23 protein-coding genes are annotated in these 25,653 nt (G+C 61.9%); 13 read left to right on the forward strand and 10 right to left on the reverse strand.

From position 1 onward, the window contains the following. The first annotated feature begins 31 nt into the window (after nucleotides 1-31). The 4 genes from ACSSVH_RS11040 (at nucleotide 32) to ACSSVH_RS11055 (ending at nucleotide 5,154) form a co-directional block, all read left to right on the forward strand. Nucleotides 32-580 carry a fimbrial protein gene (locus tag ACSSVH_RS11040; RefSeq protein WP_169954308.1) on the forward strand — a complete coding sequence of 183 codons (549 nt, stop codon included), beginning with the start codon at nucleotides 32-34 and terminating at the stop codon, nucleotides 578-580. A gap of 117 nt (nucleotides 581-697) precedes the next feature. Further along, nucleotides 698-1,399: a fimbria/pilus periplasmic chaperone gene (locus ACSSVH_RS11045; protein ID WP_346266500.1), complete on the forward strand. Its 702-nt coding sequence runs from the start codon at nucleotides 698-700 to the stop codon at nucleotides 1,397-1,399. A 171-nt stretch (nucleotides 1,400-1,570) separates the two neighbouring features. Continuing rightward, nucleotides 1,571-4,030, forward strand: a complete 2,460-nt coding sequence (locus tag ACSSVH_RS11050) for a fimbria/pilus outer membrane usher protein (protein WP_492634536.1) — start codon at nucleotides 1,571-1,573, stop codon at nucleotides 4,028-4,030. Then, a complete protein-coding gene (locus ACSSVH_RS11055) occupies nucleotides 4,027-5,154 on the forward strand; it encodes a fimbrial protein (RefSeq protein WP_169954306.1) in 1,128 nt (375 codons plus the stop codon). The genes ACSSVH_RS11050 and ACSSVH_RS11055 overlap by 4 nt, the downstream gene beginning before the upstream one ends. Nucleotides 5,155-5,174: 20 nt before the next feature. Here ACSSVH_RS11055 and ACSSVH_RS11060 read toward each other — a convergent pair whose 3' ends face one another. From ACSSVH_RS11060 to ACSSVH_RS11080, 5 genes are read right to left on the reverse strand one after another with little or no spacing between them, the layout of a single operon-like run. Further along, complete coding sequence (locus tag ACSSVH_RS11060; RefSeq protein ID WP_492634537.1) at nucleotides 5,175-6,446, reverse strand: NAD(P)/FAD-dependent oxidoreductase; 1,272 nt, start codon at nucleotides 6,444-6,446, stop codon at nucleotides 5,175-5,177. A gap of 2 nt (nucleotides 6,447-6,448) precedes the next feature. Further along, complete coding sequence (locus ACSSVH_RS11065) at nucleotides 6,449-8,020, reverse strand: aldehyde dehydrogenase (NADP(+)) (protein WP_492634538.1); 1,572 nt, start codon at nucleotides 8,018-8,020, stop codon at nucleotides 6,449-6,451. A 55-nt stretch (nucleotides 8,021-8,075) separates the two neighbouring features. Then, nucleotides 8,076-9,023 (reverse strand): dihydrodipicolinate synthase family protein, encoded by a 948-nt coding sequence (locus ACSSVH_RS11070; RefSeq protein WP_492634539.1) that lies wholly within the window; start codon nucleotides 9,021-9,023, stop codon nucleotides 8,076-8,078. Between the two features lie 44 nt (nucleotides 9,024-9,067). Continuing rightward, nucleotides 9,068-9,994 (reverse strand): 4-hydroxyproline epimerase, encoded by a 927-nt coding sequence (locus ACSSVH_RS11075; RefSeq protein ID WP_492634540.1) that lies wholly within the window; start codon nucleotides 9,992-9,994, stop codon nucleotides 9,068-9,070. Nucleotides 9,995-10,020: 26 nt separating this feature from the next. Further along, nucleotides 10,021-11,637 (reverse strand): APC family permease, encoded by a 1,617-nt coding sequence (locus ACSSVH_RS11080; protein WP_170043069.1) that lies wholly within the window; start codon nucleotides 11,635-11,637, stop codon nucleotides 10,021-10,023. A 200-nt stretch (nucleotides 11,638-11,837) separates the two neighbouring features. Here ACSSVH_RS11080 and ACSSVH_RS11085 point away from each other — a divergent pair, with 200 nt between their 5' ends. Continuing rightward, a complete protein-coding gene (locus tag ACSSVH_RS11085; RefSeq protein WP_169956941.1) occupies nucleotides 11,838-12,605 on the forward strand; it encodes an AraC family transcriptional regulator in 768 nt (255 codons plus the stop codon). A 341-nt stretch (nucleotides 12,606-12,946) separates the two neighbouring features. Next, nucleotides 12,947-14,029 (forward strand): hypothetical protein, encoded by a 1,083-nt coding sequence (locus ACSSVH_RS11090; RefSeq protein ID WP_492634541.1) that lies wholly within the window; start codon nucleotides 12,947-12,949, stop codon nucleotides 14,027-14,029. On the opposite strand, the gene ACSSVH_RS11095 is transcribed toward ACSSVH_RS11090, so the two are convergent. The 4 genes from ACSSVH_RS11095 to ACSSVH_RS11110 form a co-directional block, all read right to left on the reverse strand. After that, nucleotides 14,014-14,850, reverse strand: coding sequence for a 5'-nucleotidase, lipoprotein e(P4) family (locus ACSSVH_RS11095; protein ID WP_492634542.1), 837 nt, complete (start codon nucleotides 14,848-14,850; stop codon nucleotides 14,014-14,016). The two genes, ACSSVH_RS11090 and ACSSVH_RS11095, sit on opposite strands and share 16 nt — an antisense overlap. 349 nt (nucleotides 14,851-15,199) lie before the next feature. After that, nucleotides 15,200-15,691, reverse strand: coding sequence for a hypothetical protein (locus ACSSVH_RS11100; protein WP_170058084.1), 492 nt, complete (start codon nucleotides 15,689-15,691; stop codon nucleotides 15,200-15,202). A gap of 67 nt (nucleotides 15,692-15,758) precedes the next feature. Further along, nucleotides 15,759-16,397 carry a helix-turn-helix domain-containing protein gene (locus tag ACSSVH_RS11105; RefSeq protein WP_170058001.1) on the reverse strand — a complete coding sequence of 213 codons (639 nt, stop codon included), beginning with the start codon at nucleotides 16,395-16,397 and terminating at the stop codon, nucleotides 15,759-15,761. Nucleotides 16,398-16,402: 5 nt separating this feature from the next. Beyond that, nucleotides 16,403-16,564: a hypothetical protein gene (locus tag ACSSVH_RS11110; RefSeq protein ID WP_169956945.1), complete on the reverse strand. Its 162-nt coding sequence runs from the start codon at nucleotides 16,562-16,564 to the stop codon at nucleotides 16,403-16,405. A 171-nt stretch (nucleotides 16,565-16,735) separates the two neighbouring features. Between ACSSVH_RS11110 and ACSSVH_RS11115 the strand changes: the two genes are divergently transcribed. The 5 genes from ACSSVH_RS11115 to ACSSVH_RS11135 all read left to right on the forward strand — a co-directional run bounded on the left by ACSSVH_RS11115 (nucleotide 16,736) and on the right by ACSSVH_RS11135 (nucleotide 23,840). Further along, nucleotides 16,736-18,883, forward strand: a complete 2,148-nt coding sequence (locus ACSSVH_RS11115; protein ID WP_432755610.1) for a TonB-dependent receptor family protein — start codon at nucleotides 16,736-16,738, stop codon at nucleotides 18,881-18,883. A 132-nt stretch (nucleotides 18,884-19,015) separates the two neighbouring features. Next, entirely contained in the window at nucleotides 19,016-19,558 is a 543-nt protein-coding gene (locus ACSSVH_RS11120) for a sigma-70 family RNA polymerase sigma factor (protein WP_492634543.1), read from the forward strand. After that, nucleotides 19,558-20,502, forward strand: a complete 945-nt coding sequence (locus ACSSVH_RS11125) for a FecR family protein (protein WP_492634544.1) — start codon at nucleotides 19,558-19,560, stop codon at nucleotides 20,500-20,502. The genes ACSSVH_RS11120 and ACSSVH_RS11125 overlap by 1 nt, the downstream gene beginning before the upstream one ends. Before the next feature lie 102 nt (nucleotides 20,503-20,604). Next, on the forward strand, nucleotides 20,605-23,082 hold the full coding sequence (locus ACSSVH_RS11130) for a TonB-dependent siderophore receptor (RefSeq protein WP_492634545.1): 2,478 nt from the start codon (nucleotides 20,605-20,607) through the stop codon (nucleotides 23,080-23,082). Nucleotides 23,083-23,201: 119 nt separating this feature from the next. Next, nucleotides 23,202-23,840 carry a hypothetical protein gene (locus tag ACSSVH_RS11135; protein ID WP_169956949.1) on the forward strand — a complete coding sequence of 213 codons (639 nt, stop codon included), beginning with the start codon at nucleotides 23,202-23,204 and terminating at the stop codon, nucleotides 23,838-23,840. A 57-nt stretch (nucleotides 23,841-23,897) separates the two neighbouring features. On the opposite strand, the gene ACSSVH_RS11140 is transcribed toward ACSSVH_RS11135, so the two are convergent. Continuing rightward, nucleotides 23,898-24,443: a hypothetical protein gene (locus tag ACSSVH_RS11140; RefSeq protein WP_169956950.1), complete on the reverse strand. Its 546-nt coding sequence runs from the start codon at nucleotides 24,441-24,443 to the stop codon at nucleotides 23,898-23,900. A 168-nt stretch (nucleotides 24,444-24,611) separates the two neighbouring features. Here ACSSVH_RS11140 and ACSSVH_RS11145 point away from each other — a divergent pair, with 168 nt between their 5' ends. Together ACSSVH_RS11145 and ACSSVH_RS11150 are read left to right on the forward strand one after the other, a co-directional pair. Next, nucleotides 24,612-24,941: a hypothetical protein gene (locus ACSSVH_RS11145; RefSeq protein ID WP_170043206.1), complete on the forward strand. Its 330-nt coding sequence runs from the start codon at nucleotides 24,612-24,614 to the stop codon at nucleotides 24,939-24,941. Nucleotides 24,942-25,403: 462 nt separating this feature from the next. Continuing rightward, entirely contained in the window at nucleotides 25,404-25,652 is a 249-nt protein-coding gene (locus ACSSVH_RS11150) for a DUF1652 domain-containing protein (RefSeq protein WP_169956952.1), read from the forward strand. Nucleotide 25,653 lies beyond the last annotated feature (1 nt).

Consider the following 25,653-nt stretch of genomic DNA (forward strand, 5'->3'; position numbering starts at 1 on the left):
ACTGTAGAACATCGCTCTCTCGGAGTTACTCATGAATTACAAAGCCCGCGCCCTCGCTGTACTGGTCGCTGCCACCGCCTCTACCGTTGCTCTGGCTTCAGACGGCAAAATCGATTTCAACGGCGAACTGAAAGCCGAAACCTGCAAGGTTGCGGTTAACGGCGCGGCTGGTGCGAGCCCGTCGACTGTCACGCTGCCAACCATCTCTACCGCTGCCCTGGGAGCAAAAGGCCAAGTGGCAGGCCAGACCGGTTTCAATATCGAGCTGAGCGATTGCTCTGCCGCGCTGAAAACAGCGGCTGCATTCTTTGAGTCGAGCGGCAGCGTTGATGCAACCAGCGGCAACCTGAAGAACGTGAGCGGTACTGCCACCCAGGTTCAGCTGCAATTGGTTGACGCAACCAATGGCAACGCGATCAAGGCCGGCAACACTGCGCAGGTCACTTCCACCAGCCGTATTGCCATCAATGCAACCTCCAAGGCCGCCATCCTGCCATACGCTGTCCAGTACTACGCTCAAGCCCCGACCACTCCGGGTACCGTAGTTGGCTCCGTGACTTACTCCATCAATTATCAGTAAGTCGCCGCTCATGGATACACGCCCTGTTCAGCAACAAAAGGGCGTGCTTCCAGGCAGCAACGGGATTACGTAATGCCTTGCACATCTGCCCTCAGACAATTGCTCCTGGCAAGCCTTGTGACACTGACGTGTTCCCAGGCTATCGGGGGTGTAGTGATTACCGGAACACGCCTGCTCTACCCGGCGGACCAGAAAGAAATCACGGTAAAACTCAACAACAATGGCACGCAGCCAGCGCTGATCCAGTCGTGGATCGACACCGGCAGCGTCGAGTCGACTCCGACCAGCTCCAAGGCGCCGTTCCTGCTTTCACCGCCGGTGGCGCGCATCGATCCGACCAAGGGCCAAAGCCTGCGGGTGTTGTTTACCGGGGCTCCAATGGCCCAGGACAAAGAGTCGGTGTTCTGGCTCAACGTATTGGAAATTCCACCCAAGCCCGAGGCGGGTGCAGATATCAATACGCTGCAAATGGCATTCCGTTCGCGGATCAAATTGTTTTATCGCCCGACCGGCTTGCCAGGCACTGCCAGCGAGGCGATCGAGCAGGTGCAGTGGCAATTGGTGCCCGCACGCGATGGGCAAGGCTTGGCCTTGCAGGCCTTCAATCCGTCGGCGTTCCATGTTTCGCTGATCGAGTTGGAACTGGTGGCTGGCGCCCAGCGTGAGCGCAGTGAAGACGGCATGATCGCTCCGGGTGAAACCCGCCAATTTGTGCTCCCAACGCTCAAGGTCCGACCGGCTGCGGGTGCTCAGGTGGAGTTCAGCGCTATCAACGATTACGGCGCACTGATCCCGACCCGTAAAGCACTCAAGCCCTGATTAAACCTCAAGTTTTTTAGTCGCGAGTCATTTATGTCGACCTCTTCCAGCTGCAGGCTTTCTCTGCGGGCGCGGCCTTGCTTCGCCTTGAATCCGCTCTCTGCCTTGATCCTCAGGGTATTGGCCATCGCCCCAGGTGCATGGGGTATACAGGGTGCGCTGGCGCAAGAGGTGCAGTTCAACGATGCGTTCCTGCCTGAAGACTCGCGCAATCTCGACTTGGGCGCCTACCAGACCGGCAACCCGGTGATGCCCGGGCAATACCGTGCAGACGTAGTGCTTAACGGCCAGTTGAACAGCCGCCAGGACATTCGCATCGACGCCCAGGCCGACGGCAGCAAGCCGGTGGTCTGCATGACGCGTAGCTTGCTTGAGCGTCAGGGCGTGGAGATGAGCAAGCTGTCGCCTGAAAGCACTTTGGCGCTGGACAGCCAGGGCTGTGCCGCCGTGGGCAGTCTGATCCCGGGTGCAACCGCGAATTTTTCCCCGGAAAACCAGGCCCTCGACCTGAGCATTCCCCAGGCGGCGCTGCGGCGCAATGTCCGGGGATACGTCAGCCCGGAACTGTGGGATCGCGGCGTGACCGCAGGCATGCTCAGCTACAGCTTCAATGGCAGCCGTAACCGTACCCGCAGTGGCAACTCTGACTCGGCATTCCTGGGCCTGCACACCGGCCTCAACCTGGGTGACTGGCGCCTGCGCCACAACGCGTCGATGAGCTGGCAGTCACGTCAGGGCAATAATTACCAAGCCCTGGACTCCTATGCGCAACGCGACATCACCGCGTTGAAAAGCCAACTGACGGTGGGCGAGTCCAACACCACCGGCGAGATCTTCGACACCCTGGCCTACCGTGGTGTGCAACTGGCCAGTGACGACCGCATGCTGCCCGACTCCATGCGCGGCTATGCCCCGGTGATCCGTGGGATTGCACGCACCAACGCCCGTGTGACCATTCGCCAGGCCGGCAACATCCTGCTGGAAACCACCGTGGCGCCCGGGGCATTTGTGATTGATGACCTGTATTCAACTGGCTACGGCGGCGACCTCAGCGTCAGCGTGGCGGAAGCCGACGGCACCGAGCAGAACTTCATCGTGCCCTATGCCTCGGTCAGCCAGTTGCTGCGCCCCGGTACCTCGCGTTTCAGCCTGACCGCAGGCGAGACCCGCAACAACTACGTCGACAAGCAATCGCGCTTGCTACAAGGCACTGTGCAATATGGCCTGAACAATACGTTCACCGGATTTGCCGGGATGCAGTCCAGCGATGACTACACCGCCGTGCTCACCGGCCTGGCGTTTGGCACGCCGATCGGTGCCATGGCCATCGACTTGACTCACGCCCAGACCGACCTGGCCACCGGTGCCGCCAAAGGGCAGAGCATGCGGGTGTCCTACAGCAAAAATGTGCTCAGCACGGGCAGTAACTTCACCGTTGCGGCTTATCGTTTTTCTACCAGCGAATACCTGGACTTCAGTAACGCCATGCAACTGCTCGATGCCGAGAAAACGGGGTGGGACACCAGCATGTTCGGGCGCCCGCGCAGTCGCTTTTCGGTCACCGCCGACCAGAGCCTGGGGGAGTGGGGGCAAGTGGCAATCAGCGGCTATGCGCAGAACTACTGGAACCTGCCGGGCAGTGATTTGCAGTACCAGTTCAGTTACAGCAAGCAGTTCAATCGCATCAGCTTCAGTGTGAACGCCAACCGCAGCCGAATGGGCCTGGGGGACATGGAAAACAGCTTTTTGCTGACCATGAGCATGCCTCTGGAATTTGGCGGTCCAGGCTTCAGCCCGCAAATGACCGCACAGGTAGGACGTGACTCCCAAGGCAACTACAGCGAGCAGGCCGGCATCAGCGGCACCGCTGGCGAGGACCGTCAATATGGCTACGGCGCGACAGTCGGCCATGACGGTGCCAGTAACAGCAAGAGCGCGGCCCTCAATGGCCAATACACCGGCGCGCGCGCCATGCTCAGCGCTGCCCTGGGACGCGGTGATGGCTACACCAGCGCCTCGGTGGGCGCGAGCGGCAGCGTGGTGGCGCATGCCGATGGGGTGACCATGACTCCTTATCGCGGTGAAACCATGGCGGTGGTCAGTGCCCCGGGTGCGCAGGGGGCCAAGGTGTCCGGCTACCCTGGCCTCAAGCTCGACAGCCGCGGCAATGCCGTGGTGCCGTACCTGCGGCCATATGAGTTGAACGAAGTGGCAATCGACCCTATTGGTAGCTCGCTGGACGTCGAGCTCAGCGAAACCAGCCAACAGGTGGCCCCGCGTGCCGGTGCGGTGGTGCACCTCAAGTACACCACCAACCAGGGCCGCGCAGTGTTGCTCAACGTACGCCTCGACGATGGCAGCAGCCTGCCCTTTGGTGCTGGCGTGACAGATATCGACGGCACCTCGGTCGGTGTGGTCGGGCAGGGTGGCCAGCTCTACGCACGGATCAAGCCACAAACCCGTCAGTTACTGATCAACTGGGGAAGCAAGACCCATCAACAGTGCGCACTGGTCATCCCGGCGGGCCCCGGCGAAGGGCAGCAATTGCAACAGGTAGACGCGGTTTGTGCGGCCGGTAAGCAAGTCGCTGGCAGCGTGCAGCCCAACACTCTTCAAAAGGTACAGTTATGAATATTGGCGCTTTGATCAAGGCGGGCCTGGCCGTCGCGGCATTGTGGGCGGCGGCGGGGACGGCCATGGCGGTCACCTGCACCTACATGGAGGGTATCCAGCCGGCCGTGGGCTCCATGCCATTGCAGATTTCGGCGATCACTATCGGGCGCGATCTGCCGGTGGGTACCGAGGTATATCGTCAGCGCTTCAGCATGGCTGCGGGCCAGGCGCCCAAGCTTGAATGCCTCTATGCCCCGTATCAGCAGTGGACTGAGATGACAGTCGACTCCAGTTATGCCATGGCCAATGTGTCCAGCGGGACCTACGCCAACAAGGTCTATAGAACCAGCATTCCGGGGCTGGGGGTTGCCTTCAACAGCTCGGGCGGCCTGCTGCCAAGGCAATCTGGCAAGGCATGGACCACATGCACATCTGGCTACAGGTGTTTGGTCCCATTTGACGGGCCTTCGAACTTTGAGCTGATCTTGATCAAACTGGGCGATGTAACGCCTGGTGTATTGGTGGGCAGTACGTTGCCGGTCGTCAGTCTGTTCGGCAACTTCGGCGATGCGAGAATGCGCGGCTTCAGTATGGGGATCTCCGGCAATATCCAGATTGTCTCGAGTACCTGTCGTACACCGGATGTCTCGGTGCCCATGGGCTCTCATCTGACCTCCAAGTTCACCGGGCTCAACAGCAGCACGGGCTGGACGGATTTTTCCATCGCTTTGAATGACTGCCCGGCGTTCAACGGGATCTATACGACAACGGGGCCGGCCTGGTCATCGCAAAGTGGCACGTCGCCTCTTGGTACGAACGTCGATAGTGGCTCTCTGGTGCGTAACACCCTGCAGTACCGCATCGACCCCGCGCGTACGGCGATCAACACGAATAACGGTGTACTGAGCCTCGACCCTGGCGCCACGGGCAGTGCGCCCGCCGCCACAGGGGTTGGCGTGCAGGTGCAGAACCGCAACGGCAACTCGGTCATCCTTGGGGCCAACCAAAGCAGCGGCCTCACCCTGCGCCCCAACGAGGGGAGTTATACGATCCCCTTGCGCGCCCGTTACCTGCAGACGGCGAGCAAGGTAACCCCCGGCCCGGCGAATGCCTCGGCGACGTTTACGATTATTTACCAGTGATTGCTCCTGCAAGGCCTGCGTCAGAACCGATCCAACCGATAGGCCGCCAATGCCGGCAATCCCAGGGGCAGGGGCAGGGAGATCGGCGATACCAACTGGGCGACCAGCTCGGCAGTGACGGCCGCTTGCGTCAGCCCCAAATGTTGATGCCCGAAAGCGAGCAACACCTTGCCGTCGCACACCCGGTCGATGATCGGCAGCGAGTCCGGCAACGAGGGCCGAAAGCCCATCCACGGCGTGGCGTCCTCAGCGCTCAGTTCGTTACGCAACAGGCCGCGGCTGAGCCGGTGCAACTGCCAGGCGCGCCGCATGTTCGGCGGGCGGTCGAGGCCGGCGAATTCCACGGTGCCGGCCAGCCGTAGCCCACCGCTCATGGGCGTCATGATGAACTTGCGCTCCAGCGAGGTGACGGCGAAGGGCAAGCGGTCTTGCTCGTGGGGCAGCATCAGGTGATAACCGCGCTCGGTGTCCAGGGGCACCTTTTTGCCCGTCAGCGCCTGGGTGAGCCTGGCCGAGTGGGCGCCGCAGGCGATCACCACCTGGCGTGCGGCCAAGCGGCCCTGGTCGGTGATCAGTGCAACGCCCTGGGCCTGAAGCTGGCCATCCTGGACCTGACGCTTGAGAAAGGTCACGCCGCTGGCCTTGGCGGCCTCGACCAGTTCGCACACCACGCGATACGGATCGAGGAAATGCCCGGTGCGGGGAAAGAACAAGCCCCCCTGGATCCGCTCGCTTAACTGCGGTGCCGCCTGTTGCACGGCGCTGGCCGACCAGCAATCCACCGGCACGTTTTGCTGGGTCATGCGTGCTTGCAAACCTTCAATCGCTTGTCGCGACTCGGCACGCTCGAACACCAGCAGCGAGCCGTCCTCGCGCATCAACTGGGGCCGGTCGATGTTCGCCAACAAGCGCTGCCAGGCGCCCAGGCTGCTTTCGTTGAGGGCACGGATACCGGCGACCGTGCGCTGGTAAGCGGCCGGGCGCAGGTTTAACAAGAGGCGAGCAAACCAGGGCAGCGCACGGGGCAGGTATTTCCAGTCCAGGCGCAGCGGGCCCATGGGGTCCATGAGCATCGCGGGCAGGCGCATCAGGATCGACAGGTCGGCGATGGGGAACACCTGTTCGGTGGCCAAATGCCCGGCATTGCCGAACGAGGCGCCCATCCCCGGTTCCTGCTGGTCGATGACCACCACGCGCCGGCCCTGGCGCGCCAGTTGCAGCGCGCAGGCGACGCCGATGATGCCGGCGCCGACCACTGCAATGTCGATCTCGGGTTGACGGTTGTCTTGCATGTTCAGGCTTCTCTCTGGCCGTCGAGCAAGCGTCGCAGCCGCAGCGGGTTGTCTTGTTTCAGGGCTGCGGGCAGCAGGCTGTCGGGGAAATCCTGGTAGCACACCGGCCGCAGGAAACGCCGGATCGCGGCGGTGCCGACCGAGGTCGAGCGCGAATCCGAGGTCGCGGGGAAGGGCCCGCCATGCACCATGGCATCACACACCTCGACCCCGGTCGGCCAGCCATTGACCAACAGCCGGCCAGCCTTGCGCTCAAGGGCCGGCAGCAATGCCCGTGCCTGCTCAAGATCGTCCTGATCCAGGTGCAAGGTGGCGGTCAACTGGCCTTCGAGGTGCTCGGTCACTTGGCGCATTTGCGCGTTGTCGGCGCACTGCACCAGGAGCGAGGCGGCGCCGAAGACTTCGGCCTGCAAATGCGGGTTGGCAAGGAAGTCTTGCGCGTGGGTGGTAAACAGCTGCGCCTGGCATTGGTTCGGCCCTTGCGCCGGCAACCCGCTGGCTACGCAATGGGCATGCTCGGCCAGTGCGCCGACGCCCGCTTCATAGGCCTGGAAGATGCCCGGGGTGAGCATGGTCTGCGCCGGGCTACGTTGCAGCAAGTCGCTGGCGAGGCTGACAAACTGCTGCAGTTGCGGACCTTGAACCGCAATCACCAGCCCGGGATTGGTGCAAAACTGCCCGGCGCCCTGGGTCAACGAGGCGACAAACCCTTGCGCCAGCGCTTCGCCGCGCGCCTTGAGGGCGGCCGGGAACAGGTACACCGGGTTGATCGAACTCATTTCCGCATACACCGGGATCGGCTCCGGCCGCGCCTGGGCCGCCTGGCACAAAGCGATGCCGCCACTTTGCGAGCCGGTAAAGCCCACCGCCTTGATCCGTGGGTCGCTGACCAGGGCAATCCCCACTTCGCGGCCAGCGCCGTACAGCAGCGAGAACACACCTTCGGGCAGGCCACACTGCTTCACGGCACGGGCCAGCGCACGGCCCACCAGTTCGCTGGTGCCGGGGTGGGCGCCGTGGGCCTTGACGATCACCGGGCAACCGGCGGCGAGGGCTGAAGCGGTATCACCGCCGGCCACCGAGAACGCCAGCGGGAAGTTGCTGGCGCCGAATACGGCCACCGGCCCCAGCGGCACCTGGCGTTGGCGCAGGTCGGCACGGGGCAGGGGCTGGCGGCCTGGTTGGGCGCTATCGACGCGCACGTCCAGCCATTCGCCGGCGCGTACGGTGCGGGTGAAGGTGCGCAGTTGCTGGCAGGTGCGGCCCCGTTCGCCCTGGATCCGCGCGTGGGGCAAGCCGGTTTCGGCCACGGCACGCTCGATCAACTCATCGCCGAGGGCTTCGATTTCATTGGCGATGGTTTCGAGAAACTCAGCACGCGCCGCCAGGGATGTCTCGCGGTAGCTGTCGAAGGCTGACCACGCCAGCGCGCAAGCCTGGGCCACCTGCTCGGTGGAACCGCCGGGATAGGCCGGCTCCAGCGCAGCATCGGTGGCCGGGTTGATCGCGCGGATGGCTGCGCGGGTGCCGGGAATGGAGTGCTGACCGATCAGCATAGTGCCTGTCAGAGTCATGGCCTGTTCCTGAAATAAGAAGGAACGCCGCTGTGCAACAGCGGCGTGCGAGCAGTCAGTCGACGTTCTGTTCTGCCGACCAGTTGGCGTACCACTGGCGGAACAGCGCGTACTGATGCTCGGCATACCGGCGTTGGGCATCGCTCAGTACATCGCTTTGGTTGAAGTGAAGGCTGTATTCCAGGTCGCCATTGAGCACCATCAGGTGCTTGTAATAGAGCACCAGGTCGCAGCCTTCATCGAAGGACGACAGCACCGCCAGCGCCGCCTCCAGCTCGCGGGCCTGGCGTCGGGCCTTGGCATCGCCCTTGGCGGCCTGCTTGCTCAGGGCCACCAGTTGCAGGACTTCCCGTGGCAGGGCGTTGCCGATGCCGGTGATCGCGCCGGTGGCGTTGCAGTTGACGAAACCGTGCACCACCTGGGTATCGACACCGACCATCAGGGTCACGGCATCGTCTTTGGAGGTGATGTGTTCGGCGGCGTAGCGCAGGTCGGCGCCGCCGCCGAACTCCTTGAAGCCGATCAGGTTCGGGTACTCGCGGCGCAGTTCAAAGAACAGCTCGGCGCGGGTGGCAAAGCCGTAGTAGGGGCTGTTGTAGATCACTGACGGCAGGTTCGGCGCGGCGCTGAGGATCGCCGCGAAGTGGGCTTTTTGCGCGCTGGCTGAAGCGCCACGGGACAGCACCCGTGGGATGACCATCAAGCCATGGGCGCCGACCTTGGCCGCGTGGGCCGCATGGGAGGCCGCCTCACGGCTGTTGACCGCGCCGGTGCCGACGATGGTCGGGATGCCCGCCGCCACCAGGCGCGCCACGCCTTCCTGGCGCTGGGCTTCGGTGAGCAACGGCCAGTCGCCCATGGAGCCGCAGTACACCACGGCGCTCATGCCGATATCGATCAGCTCGCGGCCCTTGGCGACCAGGGCGTCGAAGTCCGGCTGGCGCTCGGAGGTGCACGGGGTCATCAGGGCAGGGATGCAGCCGGTGAAGATGTTATCGCTCATGGTTCTAGCTCCTTGGAAGGGTCTGTTTAAAAGCTGCCGGGTGCTCAAATGCCCCAGGCGAAAGGGTCCTGTTCGTCGATCAGCAAGGTGCTGTCGGCGGTCATATAGGCGCGGCCGGTGATGAAGGGGCGGATGTGTTCGCCCTCCCATTCAAAACGGCCTTCGAATTGGCTGGCGGTGATGCTGGCTTGCACCCAGGGCTCACCGGCCTGAAGTTTTCCGTCGGCGGCCAGGCACGCCAGCTTGGCGCTGGTGCCGGTGCCGCAGGGCGAACGGTCGTAGGCTTTGCCGGGGCACATGACGAAGTTGCGGCTGTCGGCCTGCTCGTCATCGGCGAACAGTTCGATGTGGTCGATCAACGCGCCGTCTGCGCCAAGGATGCCTTGGGCTTCGAGGGCCTTGAGCATCGCCCAGGTGAAGTCGGTGAGGGCCTCGACATTGGCCATGTGCACACCCTGGCCGTGCTCGGACACCAGGAAAAACCAGTTGCCACCCCAGGCGATATCGCCGTAGATCCGGCCATGCCCCGGCACCTCCACGGGCACCTGCTGGCGATAGCGATAGGCGGGCACGTTGCGCAGGGTGACCGCGCCGTCCTCATGCAGGGTGGCGCTGACCTGGCCCACCGGCGTGTCGATGCTGTGCACCCCTGGCGCGATGCGGCCCAGGTAGTGCAACGAGGCGACCAGGCCGATGGTGCCGTGGCCACACATGCCGAGGTAGCCGGCATTGTTGAAGAAAATCACCCCGCAGGTGGCCCCCGGCGAGACCGGCTCGCAGTACAGCGCGCCAACCAGTACATCGTTGCCACGGGGCTCCAGCAGGCAGGCGCGGCGCCATTGGTCGTGTGTGGTGCGCAGGCTGTCGAGCTGCTCGGCGATGGTCTGGCCGGCCAGCTGCGGGAAGCCATTGATGATCAGGCGCGTCGGTTCGCCGCCGGTGTGGGAGTCAATCACATGCAGTCGTTTCATCCAGCTATTCCTTGGTGATTGGCCAGTTATGCGTTCGCCGGGTGCATGCCGCTCGCGGGCAGCACGGCTTCGCTTTCGTCGTCTTCGTGTTCCAGTTCCACCAGGTGCGCCGGCACGCCGGTGGCGGCGCCCCAGTAGTAGATGCCCAGGGCGCAGGCGGCGACGACCAGGGTGTCGAAGGGATGGCTGAGCACGCCCAGGCCGCCAAAACTGCCGAGTTTTGATAGCACCATGGTTACGGCGTAGAAGCCGATCAGCCACGCGCTGGAACGCACTTGCTGGGCGATGTTCAGGTGCTGGGTCGGCACCAGGCGACGGCACAGCAGGTACACCACAAACATCACGATTTGCAGGCCCAGCAGCCAGGACACGGTGCTCCAGCCCGACCAGTAGACGATCAGCGCGGCGATGATGAATGACAGCGGGCCCAGCACACTCATCCACTTGACCCGGAACGGGCGCGGCATGTCCGGCGCATTGCGTCGCAGCGCCGCCACGCACACCGGGGCCACGGCGTAGCTCAACACCAGGGCGGCGGACACCACATTGATCAGCGCCTCCCAGGACGGGAACGGCAGGGTCCAGAACACCGACAAGCCAAAGGTCAGCCACAGCGCCGGGCGCGGGATGCCGGATTTCTCATCGATGCGCGTGAAAATCTTGAAGAAGGTGCCTGTCTGCGCCCAGCCATAGATCACCCGTGGCGTGGCGTTCATGTAGATATTGCCGCAGCCGCTGGGGGAGATCACCGCGTCGGCCACCACCAGGTAGGCCAGCCAGCCCACCCCCAGGGCCAGGGCGATATCGCGATAGGGCAGAGCCAGTTCCTTGCTGATGCCGGCCCAGCCATTGGCGAGCATTTCGGTGGGCACGCCGCCGAGGAAGGCCACTTGCAGCAGCACATAAATTGCCGTGGACAGCAGCACCGAAAGGATCAGGGCAATGGGAATGGTGCGTTGCGGGTTTTTCACTTCGCTGGCCACCGAGATGATCGGCGTCAGCCCCAGATAGGCAAAAATCACCCCGCCGGCGGACACTGCCATTTCAATCCCCGACAGGCCGAACGGGGCGAACCCCTGGGAGTGGAAGTTGGCCGGCTTGAAGAAGGTGAACAGCACGCCGATCACCAGCAGCGGCACGATGAACTTGAAAATGCTGACCAGGTTATTGGCGATGGCGAAGGTCTTGACGCTGCGGTAGTTGAGCACGAAAAACAGGCAGAGCAGGCCGAACTGCACCAGCCAGCCGAGGGTGGTGGGGTCGCTGGAGCCGGCCTTGGTCAACTCGGGAAACCAGGCGGCGGCGTATTGCCTTGAGGCGACCACTTCAATCGCCACCAGGCTGGAAAACGCGATCAGTGTGATAAAGCCCATCAGGTAGCCCAGCAACGGGCCGTGGGAATACACCGGGTAGCGCACCACGCCCCCGGCACGGGGCAGGGCCGCGCCCAATTCGCAATACACAATGCCCAGCAACAGCACCGCAAAACCGCCGAGCAACCAGGAAAAAATCCCTGCCGGGCCTGCGATGGACGACACGTGACTGGCGGCAAACAACCAACCGGAACCGAAGATGGCTCCCAGTCCGATAAAAGTGAGGTCGATCAGAGACAGCTGTTTCTTGAACTTGCCTTGGGCTGACATAGCGGCGCCTTCTTGTGGGTTATTGGATAGGCATGCAGTGGCGCTACAGTGAACCCATCAGCCCGCTGGCGATTGATGTTTTGCGCGGTCATCAATGACGAATTCAGCACAATTGCCGGATGCGCAGCGGTGCTCGACAGGGCCATGGCCATCGGGCAATCTGCTGGCCCGGCGAGGCTATAAACAAGGCGGTGAGCGGCATGATGCACAACGCGTTTGCAACCCTGTGCCAAGGTGGCGAGCAGCGGCCACACAGCCTCGAACAGCTGCTGGCGGGCGTGGCCATGCTGTTGCCGATGCTCGACGTGATTCCCAATGCGACGATGTTTATCAAGGATGTGCAGGCGCGCTATGTCATGGCCAACCACACCCTGGTACAGCGTTGTGGCTTGAAAGACCGGCGCCCGCTACTGGGCAAGACCAGCGCCGAGGTGTTCCCCGCGCAGTTGGGGCCGGGCTACACCGAGCAGGACCGGCGCGTGCTCGAACAGGGCCTGGTGCTGGAGGATCAACTGGAGTTGCACCTGTACGGCAGCCGCGAACCCGGTTGGTGCCTGACCCACAAGTGGCCGTTATACAACCGCGAGGGCGCGATCATTGGCTTGGCGGGGATCTCGGTCGACCTGCAATCCGCCAGCGAGACCCACCCGGCCTATCAGCGATTGGCGGCGGTGGACGAGCACATCCGGGCCCATTTCAACCGGCGCGTGACCTTGGGTGAACTGACGCGCATCGCCGGCACGTCGGTGGCTCAGCTGGAGCGCTACTGCAAGCGCGTGTTCCACCTGACTCCCCGGCAAATGATCCAGAAAGTACGTCTGGAACATGCCCATCGCCTGTTGCATACCGAGTTGCCGATCACCGAAGTGGCCTTGCAATGCGGCTACACCGACCACAGTGCATTCACCCGCCAGTTCAAGGCGTTGACCGGCTTTACGCCACGCCAGTATCGCCAGGCCACCCGCTAATGAGTGGGCGCACGTCCCTGTAGGAGCTGGCTTGCCAGCGATAGCGGCGGGTCAGCCAACATCAACCCCAGCAATGCCGCCGCCATCGCAGCCTCGCCAAGGCTCGACAGCTCCTACATTGATCCTCAGGGATTGGAGGATTGCATTTCACTGCCACCGCAGGATGCATACGGTACTCAATGTACGACGATCCAATGTAGGAGCTGGCTTGCCAGCGATAGCAGCGGGTCAGCCAACATCAATCCCAGCAATGCCGCCGCCATCGCAGCCTCGCCAAGGCTCGACAGCTCCTACATTGATCCTCAGGGATTGGAGGATTGCATTTCAGCTGCCAGTGCAGGATGCATACGGTACTCAATGTACTGAAGATCCAATGTAGGAGCTGGCTTGCCAGCGATAGCGTCGGGTCAGCCAACATCAACTTCAGCAAGGCCGCCGCCATCGCAGCCTCGCCAAGGCTCGACAGCTCCCACCTCGATCTTCAGGGTCTGGAAGATTGCATTTCACTGCCACCGCAGGATGCACACGGTACTCAATGTACGACGATCCAATGTAGGAGCTGGCTTGCCAGCGATAGCGGTGGGTCAGCCAACATCCACTCCAGCAATGCCGCCGCCATCGCCGCCTCGCCAAGGCTCGACAGCTCCTACATTGATCTTCAGGGGTTGGAGGATTGCATTTCACTGCCACCGCAGGATGCATACGGTACTCAATGTACGACGATCCAATGTAGGAGCTGGCTTGCCAGCGATAGCAGCGGGTCAGCCAACATCAATCCCAGCAATGCCGCCGCCATCACAGCCTCGCCAAGGCTCGACAGCTTCCACCTCGATCTTCAGGGGTTGGAAGATTGCATTTCACTGCCACCGCAGGATGCATACGGCACTCAATGTACGACGATCCAATGTAGGAGCTGGCTTGCCAGCGATAGCGGCGGGTCAGCCAACATCAACCCCAGCAATGCCGCCGCCATCGCAGCCTCGCCAAGGCTCGACAGCTCCTACATTGATCTTCAGGGTCTGGAGGAGTGCATTTCACTGCTAGAGCAGGATGCATACGGTACTCAATGTACGACGATCCAATGTAGGAGCTGGCTTGCCAGCGATAGCGGCGGGTCAGCCAGCATCAATCCCAGCAATGCCGCCGCCATCGCAGCCTCGCCGGGGCTCGACAGCTCCTACATTGATCCTCAGGGTTTGGAGGATTGCATTTCACTGCCACCGCAGGATGCACACGGTACTCAATGTACGATGATCCAATGTAGGAGCTGGCTTGCCAGCGATAGCGGTGGGTCAGCCAACATCAATCCCAGCAATGCCGCCGCCATCGCAGCCTCGCCAAGGCTCGACAGCTCCTACATTGATCCTCAGGGTTTGGAGGATTGCATTTCAGCTGCCCCATCTGATCCTCATTGCTGCAACTGAAGGGCCTCACGCTTGAAAAAGCGCTTCTGCTCAAATGGAATCTCTTCGCGGTCGCCATAGGGCGCGCTGTACCAGTTGCCGTAGGTTGGGTTCGGCAGCAGGAACCAGCGTTGGCCGAACCAGCCCACATAAGGTTCGACCGCCCGGCGTTGGGCGGCCAGGGTGTTGTGTTCGGCCTGGACGAAATCCCCCAGGGAATCCCCGACCATTAACAACACCCGTGCCTGGCTGGCGACCCACTGGCGACGGCAGTTCTTGCCGTAGCCCGCCGATGCGCAATGGCCGGTGGGGGTGGCGGCCGCCAGTACGTATTCGTTGCTCTGCACCGGGAAGCCGCGCAGGCGCAGGTTGGCGACGGTGGCCTGGACTTGGCTGTGCTCGCGGTTGGTCAGGTAATACACCTTGATCCCCCGTTGCTGCGCCGCCTGCAAAAACGCCACGGCGCCGGGCAGGGCCTGGGCCTTGGCCTGGTCGACCCAGGTGTTCCAGCGGTCATAGGAGTAGACCTGGTTGTTGACGATGTCCCGCGCGTTGAGGGGCACGTTGTCCAGCAGGGTTTCATCGATATCGACGATCACTGCCGGCGGCAGGCCGCTGAGGTTTCGCGGGGCAAAGGGCAGGGCGTCCCAGTCCTTGGTGGCCAGGGCCACATCGAGCTGGCGGGTGGCGTCGGCGAACACTTGGCGATAGATCATCTCGTGTTCGATAGAGGTCTGGGTCCACAGCACCGCATCCAGTTGATCGTTGGCGGGTGGGTGCTGTTGGCAGCCCAGCAGCACCGAAGAAAGCAGGCATACGCCGGCGAAATTCATAAGACGCATAAAAAGAGTCGGCCTCAAAAATGGCGGTCGCGGATCGACGATCAGGCCCGGCACAGTAGCGCAGTATTGCGCCCCAGCCTGCATCAGACGCTTATTTTCATCAGGGTTAGATCGTTTATTTCCTTATCGAAGGTGCATAGCATTTTAGTGAATATCCATTGCGTCCATTTACTGGTCGCAGCAAAGGCGCTGGATGCAATAACAAACGCCCGTCTGCTGTAACGTTTTTGCAGTCTGCTTTTAATCAGAAGTGGACGGTCTGGCGTCGATTCCTGCTGCTCGGCCAGCGTCTTGCAGCGCGGCGCGTCATCTCTAGAATCGGCCCCAGAATTTAGACCTTTCCTGTCGATTACGGAGTTTCGAACATGATGAATGCCATGCAGATGCCAATGAACAACACGATGCCCATGATGCCGATGATGGGCATGCCGATGATGATGGCCACCATGCAGTGCGAGATGACCGGCGATGCCATGGTGTGCACCATGAAGCCGGCCGCCGGTATGGACATGGCGATGTTCAAGAACAACGCCGAAATGATGGCGATGATGATGAACTGCGGCATGCCGATGATGATGCAGTGCGCCAACCTGTCGATGATGTGCATGTCGCAGGACACCATGGCAATGCTCAACAACATGCCAGCGATGACCATGCCGATGATGAAGTGCGTCATGGAATGCACCCTGCAAGCCGATGGCATGACCTGCAAGATGATGCCGATGCCTGGTATGAGCATGGTGATGATGGACAACTGGTGCATGCTGATGAAGAAAATGATGAACGATTGCGCCATGCCGATGATGATCAGCTGCAACGGCATGCCGATGATGTGCTGCACCTGCTGAACCGACGTTTCGTGCGCATGAAAAAGCCCCGCCTGAGCAATCAGGCGGGGCTTTTTGCGTTCAGTCCAAGCGTTCGGGGTGGAGGATGACCAGGAACGCCAGCGCATCGCTGTCTGCCGGGTTGCGATAGCGGTGGGGCTGGTCGGCATAGAACAGGATCGAGTCGCCGGTGGACAGCAAGTATCGTTCCTCGTTGACGCTGACCTCCAGCACGCCCTGGGCCACCACCAGGTTTGCCTGGATCCCAGGCCGGCGGCCTTCGCACACCTCTTCACCGCGTGCGCTCAGGCGTACCTCATAGAATTCGGACTGGCGCGACATGTCGTCGGGGAATAATGCCCGGCTGACGAATGTGCCGTCGGCGCTCACCAGGCGTTTGCTTTGGTGGGCGGGCAGTAATTCGACCCCTTCGAACGAGCGGTTTTCCAGGAACGCCGCCACCGACACTTTCAGGCCCTTGGCGATTTTGCACAGCACCTTGATCGACGGTACGCTGCGCCCGGACTCGATCTGCGCGAGCATCGCCCGGCTGACGCCACAGGCTCGGGCCAGGGCATCCAGGGACAGGTAGCGTTTACTGCGCAGGCGATGCAGGTTGTGCGCGACGCACTGGCCGATGGCATCGTCGTCGCGGCTGGCGCAATCCTTGGGTTGAGCGATGGGGGGCAGCACGTCGGGAAGGGCCTGGAGAAAACTCATCGGCGTTACGCCCGGCGTGTGTCGCTGGGCGCGTTACTGGCCTGCAACGTGAATACCGACAACCCGGCGCGCGCGGCGTACATTGCCCACATCAACTGGGCCGCTGCACGAGCCTGGCGGCGTTTGCGGTGGAGGGTGAAATCAATGACGTTGGCGGATATCGACATGGCGCAGTCTCGGGTGACGGTGGTGACTCGGTTGCTCCACATTACTGCGCGCAGCTTATTTCCTTAAATACTGAGTTTGCATTTATTAATTCTATTTTGGACTTAAAAACAGACGTGACCTGCCGTATCCGATGTTCTTCCAACGCTTGAACTTTCCCAGGATTCGGCCCCATGCGCCTGCCACAACCTTTGCTGTTTCTCCCTCCTCGTTGGCTCGGTTTTGGCGTTGCCCTGACATTCACCCATCTGGCCCAGGCCCAGGAGGCGCTGCAGTTGTCGCCGCTGCAAGTCACCAGCACCGAACTGAGCGAAGGCGAAGCGGCCCAGGCGCAACTCCAGCAGGTGCCCGGCGCTACCAATTACGTCGACATGGCCAGCGTCGAGCAGGGGCGGGTGAGCAGCAATGAAGATGTGTTCAAGTACCAGGCTGGCATCTACGCCAAGGCGGCGAATAACGAAGGGGTGAAAATCTCCATTCGTGGCTCGGGCATCAACCGTGGCCCCGGCAGCCATGCATCCGGCCTGTATGAAACCATCGACGGGCTGCCACTGACCGGCCCCGGCGGAACGCCTTATGAGCTCAAAGACCCGCTGTGGCTCAGCCGCGTCGAAGTGCTGCGCGGCGCCAACGGGTTTGATCGCGGCGCACTGGCCCTGGGCGGGGCGGTCAACTATGTCACCCACACCGGCTACGATGCGCCCAAGTTGCGCGTGCGCTACGAGGCCGGCAGCCATGGGTATGCCCAGCGGGAAATCAGCTCCGGGCAAGTGCTGGGCGATGCCGACTATTACATCAGCCTGACCGACACTGACTACGATGGCTTCCAGCAACAAAGCGCCGGCAGCGGCAAAGGCGTGGCGGCCAACTTCGGCTACCGGTTCAACCCGGACCTGGAAACCCGCTTCTATTTCCGTTACCGCGAAACCGCCAACGACAGCCCCGGCAAACTCACGCGCCAGCAGATCGAGCACAGCCCGCGCGCAGCCAACGCCCTCAACCTGGCACGCGACTCCAAGCGCTTGCAGCCGGGCTCTACCTGGATCGCCAACAAGACCACGCTGCAATTGGACGATAACTCCCGCGTCGAAGCGGGGCTGGTGTATCACGACTACCCCATGGACCTGCGCGAAGGCACCAACCGGCTCAAGGTGGCGTATACCGATATCAGCGGCACCTTGAACTACATCCGCCAGGACACGCTGCTGGGGCGCGACAGCAAGACCACAGTCGGCCTGCGCACCACCCAGGGCCTGCCCAATAACGGTGTGTCGGAGTACGTGCGGGTGCCTGCCGGTGCCACCGCCGGTTTCGCCCCGGGGACCAAGACCCGTGACTACAGTTACCTGGGGTCGGATACCGTGCTGCACGTGAGCAACGACCTGGAGCTGCTGCCCGACCTGTGGCTGACCACCGGCCTGGCGGCGATCTATACCCGTCGCGAAACCGAAGTCACCTATCCCGACACCCATGCCCCCTTGAGCACTCATGACTGGGACTATGCCCCGCGCGTGGGCCTGCGCTATGACTTCAACCCGCAGTTGCAGGTGTATGGCAACCTGAGCCGCTCGGTGGAGCCGCCGCATGCCTGGTCGATGATCTGGGGTTCCAACAAGTTCTTTGCCAAAGACTCGGGTAGGCCGGAGGCCGGCTTGACCCGCGAAGGCGTGAAGCTGCAAAACCAGACGGCCACCACCCTGGAAGTGGGCGGGCGCGGCGAAGCGTGGTTCGGCCAATGGGACCTGGCGCTGTACCACTCGCTGGTGCGCCATGAACTGCTGAGCGTCGAAACCCAGGCGGCTACGCCTAACTTGTCGCAGGTGGTCGCCGAATCCAACGCCAGCCCGACCCTCCACCAAGGTCTGGAACTGAGCCTCACCAGCGCGCTGTGGGACGGTGGCAATACCGGTCGCCTGGCCCTGCGCCAGGCCTACACCTTCAGTAACTTCCACTACCGCGACGACCCGCGCTTTGGCGACAACACATTGCCCGGTATCCCCAAGCACTATTACCAGGCGCAGTTGCGCTACAGCCATCCCAGCGGCTTTTTCAGCAGCCTCAATGGCGAGTATTCCTCGCGGGTGGCGGTGGACTATGCCAACTCCTACTACGCGTCGGCCTATGGCTTGTTGGGTGCCACCCTCGGTTACGACGCACCGAAACAGGACTGGCAAGCCTGGGTCGACCTGCGCAACCTGACCAACCAGCGCTACGCCAATACCGTGACCCCGGGTTATGACGATCATGGCAGCGATATGGCGCGCTCGACGCCGGGTGACGGCATGGGCGTGTACGCCGGCGTTTCCTGGAGCTTGCGCTAAACCCTTGCAGGCGCCGGCAAGCCGGTGCCTACGCCGATACCCAGGCGCCATCGTTGGGCCCTTGCTCTGCCATCGTTTTACTGTCATCGTTTGCGCGATTGGTAATCTTTCTTGTTTGAGAAATTTTTGCGCATGCATGACTTTCCCGTGGCCGATTGTGATACAGCCCGCCGCCAGCAGACACTCACCGCGCTCTACAGCGACCACCATTCCTGGCTCCAGGGATGGCTGCGCAAGAAGCTCGGCTGTTCGCAGCATGCGGCGGACCTGGCCCAGGATGCATTCGTGCGGGTGTTGCTGCTGGCCGAGCCCCACAACATTCAGGAGCCTCGGGCATTTCTCGCGACCACTGCCGGGCGCTTGCTGATTGACGGTGCGCGGCGGCGCAAGATCGAGAAAGCCTATATGCAAGCCCTGGCCATCCAATACGAAGACGTCGGCATGCCTGACCCTGCGACTATTCATGTGGCGTTGCAGGCCCTGGAACGCATTGCGCTGATGCTCGCCGGCCTGCCGGACAAGGCCCGCGAGGCGTTCCTGCTCAGTCGCCTGGATGGGCTGACCTACAGTGAAATCGCGGCCCAGCTCCAGGTCTCGTCCAGCACGGTGAAAAACTACATCTCCAGCGCGCTGGTGCATTGCTACCAGACCCTTTATGGCGCGGACCCGCTCTGATGCCCGCCGAACAGATTGTCAGCGAGGCAGCGCAATGGTTGGCGTTGCTCAATGACGAGGACGTCAGCGCCGCCGACCGTCAGGCATTTGAAGCCTGGTGTGCGGCCGATCCACGCCACCGGGTGGCCTTCGAGCGCATGGGGGCGTTGTGGGGCAGCCTCGATGAACTGCCTGCGGAACCTGCACGCCTGGCGTTGAAGCAAGCCTTCATTCCACGCAAAGCCGGGTACGCCGTGCGCGGCGGGCAAGCCCTGGCGTTGTTGGGGGTGTTGGTGGCCGGCTGGGCGAGCGTCGAGCAACTGCCGCTGTGGATGGCCGACCAACGCACCGGCGTCGGCGAGCGCAGTCAGGTGGTATTGACCGATGGCAGCCAGGTGCAGCTCAACAGCAACTCGGCGTTGGACGTGAAGTTCGACGGCCAACAGCGTGTGATCGAATTGCTCAAGGGCGAGATGTGGGTCGAGGTGGCCAAGGATGCGCAACGGCCGTTCGTGGTGCGCACCGATCAGGGCACGGCGACCGCGTTGGGCACGCGTTTCCTGGTGCAGCGTGCGGTGGATGGCTCGACCGTGGTCACGGTGATCGAGTCAGCGGTGGCCGCCAAAGGCACTGACAGCGAGGCCGTGAAGGTGACGGCAGGCCAGCGCGCGATTCTCAGGCAGGGGCACGCCCAGCCAGCGCAAGCGGTCGGCAGCGGCGACCCGGCGGCCTGGACCCGGGGCTTGCTCACGGTGGATGACCGGCCGTTGAGCGAAGTCCTGCAAACCCTGGCCAGCTATCGCCATGGGGTGATGCGGTTTGATGCCCAGGCGTTGCACGGGATGCGTGTGTCGGGGGTGTTCAAGCTCGATGACAGCGACGCGGCGCTGGCGACCCTGGCGGATAACCTGCCGATCAAGGTGGAGTATTTCACCGACCTGCTGGTGGTGATCAAGCCCCTCTGATCTGCCTGAAGACGCCCGTTCAAATAAAAACCGGTCTCATTCATACCCGATTTCCCGACATGGCCGTCATGGAATATAGAACCCTCTTTTCCAGGACCTCTCATGTCACGCTTTGCTCGTCCGTTGCACCCGCTGGCGCTGTCAGTGGCGATGGCTTTTGCCGCTGTGCCCCTGACCATTCACACCGCATGGGCTGATGAAAGCAGCCATTTCTCGATCCCTGCCGGTGACCTGAGCCAGGCCCTCAACGGCTTTGCCGAACAGGCCGGGCTGGTCCTGGCCTTTGATCCGGTCTTGACCCGCGGCAAGCGCAGCAGTGGTTTGAATGGGCAGTTGAGCAGCGACGCGGCACTCGCCCAGTTGCTGGCGGGCAGCGGTTTGCGTGCCCAGGCGCTGTCTGCCCAGCGCTATCGTATCGAGCCGATTCCCCAGGCGGATGGCTCGGTGGAGTTGCAGGCCACCACCATCAGCGGCGCTGCTCAAAGTGAAAGCCCCGTCGGCCCGGTGTCCGGTTATGTGGCCACGCGCAGCCTGTCGGGCACCAAGACCGACACCGCGCTGATCGAGACCCCGCAATCGATCTCGGTGGTCACCAAAGACCAGATGCGTGCGCAGAATGCCGAGAGCCTCAACCAGATCCTGCGCTACAGCGCCGCGGTTGTTCCGGAAACCCGTGGCGCCACCGCCTCGCGCCTGGACCAGTTGACCATTCGCGGCTTCTCGCCGGTGACTTACCTCGACGGCCTGCGCGTGGCATCGAGCCGCGATGCCTCGCCGCAAAAGGATGCCTTCGACCTGGAGCGCGTGGAGGTCCTGCGCGGCCCAGCCTCGGTGTTGTACGGCCAGGGCAGCCCCAGTGGCGTGATCAATATGGTCACCAAGCGCCCGTTGGATACGCCGTTCCATGAAGTCGGCGTGGAGTACGGCACCTTCAACAAAAAGCGCACCACCTTCGATCTCAGCGGCCCGCTGGATGAGCAAGGGGTGTATTCCTACCGCGTCGCCGGATTGTTCGACGATGCCGACGGGCAGGTGGAGCACACCGAGACCCGTCGTCAATCGCTGTCCTCGGCCTTCACCTGGCGCCCGAACGAGGACACCTCGCTGACCCTGCTGGGGCATTTTCAGAAGGATCCCAAGGGAGCTTCCTACGGCTCGATGCCGGCGTGGGGCTCGGTGTTGCACAGCCCGCTGGGGCGCAAGATCGATGTCGATTTCTACGATGGCGAGAAAAACTTCGAGAAGAGTGACCGCGAGCATTACTCCATCGGCTATGCCTTCGAGCATCACCTCGACGACGTCTGGACCGTGCGCCAGAACGCCCGCTATATGCGCAGCGAAGGGATCTACCGCAGTATCTACAGCAGCAACCTGCAGGCCGATTACCGCACCTTGAACCGCTCGACCATCGCCACCGATGTCGACATGGACGCCTACAACCTGGATAACCAGTTGCAGGGCAAGTTCGACACCGGCCCGGTGCAGCACACGCTGTTGATGGGGCTTGATTACCAGAACACCAGCGTCGATACCAAGGCCGGTTACGGCAAGGGACCGGACCTGGATATTTTCGACCCGGTGTACGGTGCGCCGGTGACCACCCCGGCATTTTCCAGCGACGCGACCCAGCGTAGCGAGCAGACCGGTGTGTACCTGCAGGAGCAGGCGAAGTGGGATAAATGGGTACTGTTGATGGGCGGTCGTTATGACTGGGCCAGCACGGATAACAGCTCGTTGAGCTTGACCGACGGCAAGAAAACCAAATCCTCCCTGGACAGCAAGGCCTTCACCGGCCGCCTGGGCGTGGTTTACCTCTTTGATAACGGCCTGGCGCCTTACGCCAGCTATTCCGAATCCTTCTCGCCGCAAACCGGTACCGGCTACGGCGGTTCGGTGTTCAAGCCCACCGAAGGCAAGCAGTACGAAATCGGCATCAAGTACCAGCCGCCAGGCAGCAACAGCTTTATCACCGCCGCCATCTTCGACCTGCGCCAGAACAACGTGCCGACCATGGACCCGGATCCCACCCACCTGTGTGGCAACGGTCGCTGCCAGGTCCAGGACGGTGAAGTGCGCTCCCGTGGCTTTGAACTCGAAGGCAAGGCCAGCCTCAACGACAACCTGGATATCACGGCGGCCTATGCCTACCTCGATAACCGCATCAGCAAATCCAACAGCACCGTGCGCTACGCGCCGATCACCGACATCGGCGTAGGCCCGGCCGTGCCGACCCAGGGCACCACCACCTACGCTGTGCCGCGCCACACCGCTTCGGTGTGGGCCGACTACACCCTGCATGACGGCAACCTCAAGGGCTTCGGCGTCGGCGCGGGTGCGCGTTATGTCGGCTCGTCCTGGGGCGATACGGCCAACACCTTGAAGGTTCCCGGCTACACCTTGTTCGATGCGTCGGTGCACTACGACATCCCGCACATCAACACCCTGGGCGACAACCTGCGCCTGGCGCTGAACGCCACCAACCTGGCGGACAAAGAGTACGTGGCGTCCTGCTATTCGTACTCGTGGTGCTGGTACGGCTCGCAACGCACGGTGCAGGCCAGTGCGACGTATCAGTGGTAAATGCCGATAACGAGTGAGGATTTTTCCTACGGCGGCCTTTTACCCGGGCCGTTGACTCTCTATTATCCGCCCCCAGCACCTCCGGCCATGGAGACGCTCCATCAACTAAGGAAGTCGTAATGCACATTGGAAAAATGCTGGGGTTGGCCCTGATGATGTTGGCAGTGAGTGGCTGCGCCAGCTTCACCAAGGACGAAGTCGCGCCAGTCACCCTGCCATCGAAGGCGAGCTTCGCCAACAAGCCGAACGTCTATGTCGACTTTGATTTCTATCAGGGCGAACCGACCAACGCTGCCGCTGCCGAAGTCCCCCAGGCGCGGGACATGCTGCGTCCGCAACTGCAAAAGATCCTCACCGATTCCGGCCTGTTCGGCCGCGTGACCCTGGATGAGTTCCAGAAGCAGCCGGGCGACTACAGCCTGCGCCTGAAGGTCTACAACCATCCGCCAGGTGGCGGTCAGATGGCATTGGCGTTTATCAGCGGCTTCACCTTCACCATTATCCCGGCGCTGGGTACCGACCAGTACACCATGAGCCTGGAGGCCCTGGACCCACAGGGCCAGGCGCTGAGCAAAGGCAGCAACCACGATGCGATCAACACCTGGTTGGGTATCTGGTTTATCCCGATGATGGCCTACACGCCAAAAGAAGCGGTGACCGATACCTTCACGCGCCAGGTCAATGCGCTGCTCAAACAGATGGTCGAGAGCAATAACCTGAAGTACTCGGCACTGGATGCCGGTGTGCCGCGGGCCTGATTTTGGCCGCAAAAAAAGGGAGCCGGCTGACCGGCTCCCTTTTTTTTACCCGGGTTTTTACTTGAGTGCCTGAATGAACAGCGGATCGCTGTACAAGGCCTTGAGCAAGTCACGCACCAGCGGGTTATAGGCATTCGCCGCATTCGGAATCGCAATGGGGCCGAAGAATGAACTGGACCATACGCTGGTCACTTCCTTGGTGGCGTCGTACACCACGGCGTCATCCTTGAGCAACGTAAAGCGCGCGGCCAGTGTGCCGTGGCCGGAACCCACGCCAGCTGTCAGCTCGTTCTTCACCAGCAGTACGTCAAGGCGCCGCGGCGCGCTTTGATTCAGCAGGCCGGCCAGGGACAGTTCCTGGGTAAGCGCCGCCTGCACATGGGCCGGGATACTGCCGGTGGGCGAGCTGATCGGATTGGCCCGGACCATCAACGAACCCTGGCCCGAGGCGGCAGTAACCTTGGCCTGGCTGATGGGTTGCAGCGCTGGCGTCTGCTTGAGGCGCTGGACGTTGTCGAAATTGGGCTCGTATTGCGTCATGGTCACGCCGCAACCTTGCAGCAGCAGTAAGACCAGTGGGGCCAACATAAGAAACTTCTTCACGGCATTTCCTTGCGTGAGGGGGGTAGGGGGGCGCGATTATGGTCAGCCGCTGGTAGGGCGGCAACCCGCGCGGGAAGGGGAGATCGCCAAGAAGGCATTTTGCTGGCCCCCATCTGCCGCATGTTTCGCCAAAATCACTTTTATTTTCAGGTGGTTAGGTGGATGCCAATGCGCAACGTAAAAATCACGCTGATTGCCTTGGCCCTGGCGGGCGGGGCAGCGGCAGCCCAGGGCAAGGCGCTGCGTGAAGGGGATCGGTACATGTGCAGTTGGGGCGCGGGTACGGCGGCCAGGGCCCAGGAGCTGAAGTTGGCTGGCGTTTCGTTGTATGCGGCGCGGCAGAAGATCCAGCGGTACAAGTTCGACAAGTCGTGGATGCGCATGATGGCCATGGGCATCACCGAGCAGACTTATGACAGCCCCTCGCGGCTCAAGCCGACGGCGGTGCGTTCGAGTTTTTATGAAGAGTGCGTGCGCTACAAACTGGCGCGTAGATAGACACGCTGCAGACTGGTTTATTAACCTGATAGTTATTAGGGTTTTAACCCGGCAAGTTTGGAAGTTGCACCAAAAAGTGGCACTAAAGATATCGCGAACCATGAAAAATGTGTGGTTATTGAATGACTTAGCGCTGTTTCAATCCGACGAAAGGCTAATAATAAACTTGTTACAGGTTGTCTCGGTGGTTATTATGACCGGGCGTTCACCTCCCACGGTTTATGCATTTTTAAATCCCAAGTTTCCATCAGCTACTTGGGATTTTTTTTGCCCGGGATTTGACCTTCATACCTGCTTGGCAGATAAGTGTTCGTGGTTTTTCTGGCGTCATTGCGCCGGCGCTTTCGGGGAAAAGTGTGGGGTAGCTAACACTTTCGTAGGATTGCCTACACGCGTTGCACAACCTGATCTACCCTGCATGGATCACGTCCATCGCGTCATGTGCGAGCAAGGGTGCCCAGGATGATTCCGATCGTTGAGTTGAGCCGCATCATGGCGTCCGGTTTCGTCCCGCTGGCGTGCGACTGTAGCGTCAACCCCCAGGGTTTCTTGACCATCCGTGTCTTTGAACCGGAGTCCGGTCGCGTCGACCTGCTGTTGACCGGCGTGTCGCCCCAGGGCCTGGATAGCATCCGTGCCATCTCCAACCTGATCGGCGAGCTGCGCACCGAGCTCAAGGCCGGGCGCCGTGGGTTTGCGGCATTCGGCTAGG

It is taken from the genome of Pseudomonas sp. HC1(2025), assembly GCF_058742075.1.

Excerpts from the sequence above, each read along its gene's own strand:
- ACSSVH_RS11070 (WP_492634539.1), bottom strand. The coding sequence starts at position 9,023 with ATGAGCGATAACATCTTCACCGGCTGCATCCCTGCCCTGATGACCCCG.
- ACSSVH_RS11065 (WP_492634538.1), bottom strand. The coding sequence starts at position 8,020 with ATGACTCTGACAGGCACTATGCTGATCGGTCAGCACTCCATTCCCGGC.
- ACSSVH_RS11095 (WP_492634542.1), bottom strand. The coding sequence starts at position 14,850 with ATGCGTCTTATGAATTTCGCCGGCGTATGCCTGCTTTCTTCGGTGCTG.
- ACSSVH_RS11090 (WP_492634541.1), top strand. The coding sequence starts at position 12,947 with ATGCATACGGTACTCAATGTACTGAAGATCCAATGTAGGAGCTGGCTT.
- ACSSVH_RS11125 (WP_492634544.1), top strand. The coding sequence starts at position 19,558 with ATGCCCGCCGAACAGATTGTCAGCGAGGCAGCGCAATGGTTGGCGTTG.
- ACSSVH_RS11150 (WP_169956952.1), top strand. The coding sequence starts at position 25,404 with ATGATTCCGATCGTTGAGTTGAGCCGCATCATGGCGTCCGGTTTCGTC.
- ACSSVH_RS11055 (WP_169954306.1), top strand. The coding sequence starts at position 4,027 with ATGAATATTGGCGCTTTGATCAAGGCGGGCCTGGCCGTCGCGGCATTG.
- ACSSVH_RS11110 (WP_169956945.1), bottom strand. The coding sequence starts at position 16,564 with ATGTCGATATCCGCCAACGTCATTGATTTCACCCTCCACCGCAAACGC.
- ACSSVH_RS11060 (WP_492634537.1), bottom strand. The coding sequence starts at position 6,446 with ATGCAAGACAACCGTCAACCCGAGATCGACATTGCAGTGGTCGGCGCC.
- ACSSVH_RS11105 (WP_170058001.1), bottom strand. The coding sequence starts at position 16,397 with ATGAGTTTTCTCCAGGCCCTTCCCGACGTGCTGCCCCCCATCGCTCAA.
- ACSSVH_RS11145 (WP_170043206.1), top strand. The coding sequence starts at position 24,612 with ATGCGCAACGTAAAAATCACGCTGATTGCCTTGGCCCTGGCGGGCGGG.
- ACSSVH_RS11085 (WP_169956941.1), top strand. The coding sequence starts at position 11,838 with ATGATGCACAACGCGTTTGCAACCCTGTGCCAAGGTGGCGAGCAGCGG.
- ACSSVH_RS11120 (WP_492634543.1), top strand. The coding sequence starts at position 19,016 with ATGCATGACTTTCCCGTGGCCGATTGTGATACAGCCCGCCGCCAGCAG.
- ACSSVH_RS11115 (WP_432755610.1), top strand. The coding sequence starts at position 16,736 with ATGCGCCTGCCACAACCTTTGCTGTTTCTCCCTCCTCGTTGGCTCGGT.
- ACSSVH_RS11040 (WP_169954308.1), top strand. The coding sequence starts at position 32 with ATGAATTACAAAGCCCGCGCCCTCGCTGTACTGGTCGCTGCCACCGCC.
- ACSSVH_RS11080 (WP_170043069.1), bottom strand. The coding sequence starts at position 11,637 with ATGTCAGCCCAAGGCAAGTTCAAGAAACAGCTGTCTCTGATCGACCTC.
- ACSSVH_RS11075 (WP_492634540.1), bottom strand. The coding sequence starts at position 9,994 with ATGAAACGACTGCATGTGATTGACTCCCACACCGGCGGCGAACCGACG.
- ACSSVH_RS11130 (WP_492634545.1), top strand. The coding sequence starts at position 20,605 with ATGTCACGCTTTGCTCGTCCGTTGCACCCGCTGGCGCTGTCAGTGGCG.
- ACSSVH_RS11135 (WP_169956949.1), top strand. The coding sequence starts at position 23,202 with ATGCACATTGGAAAAATGCTGGGGTTGGCCCTGATGATGTTGGCAGTG.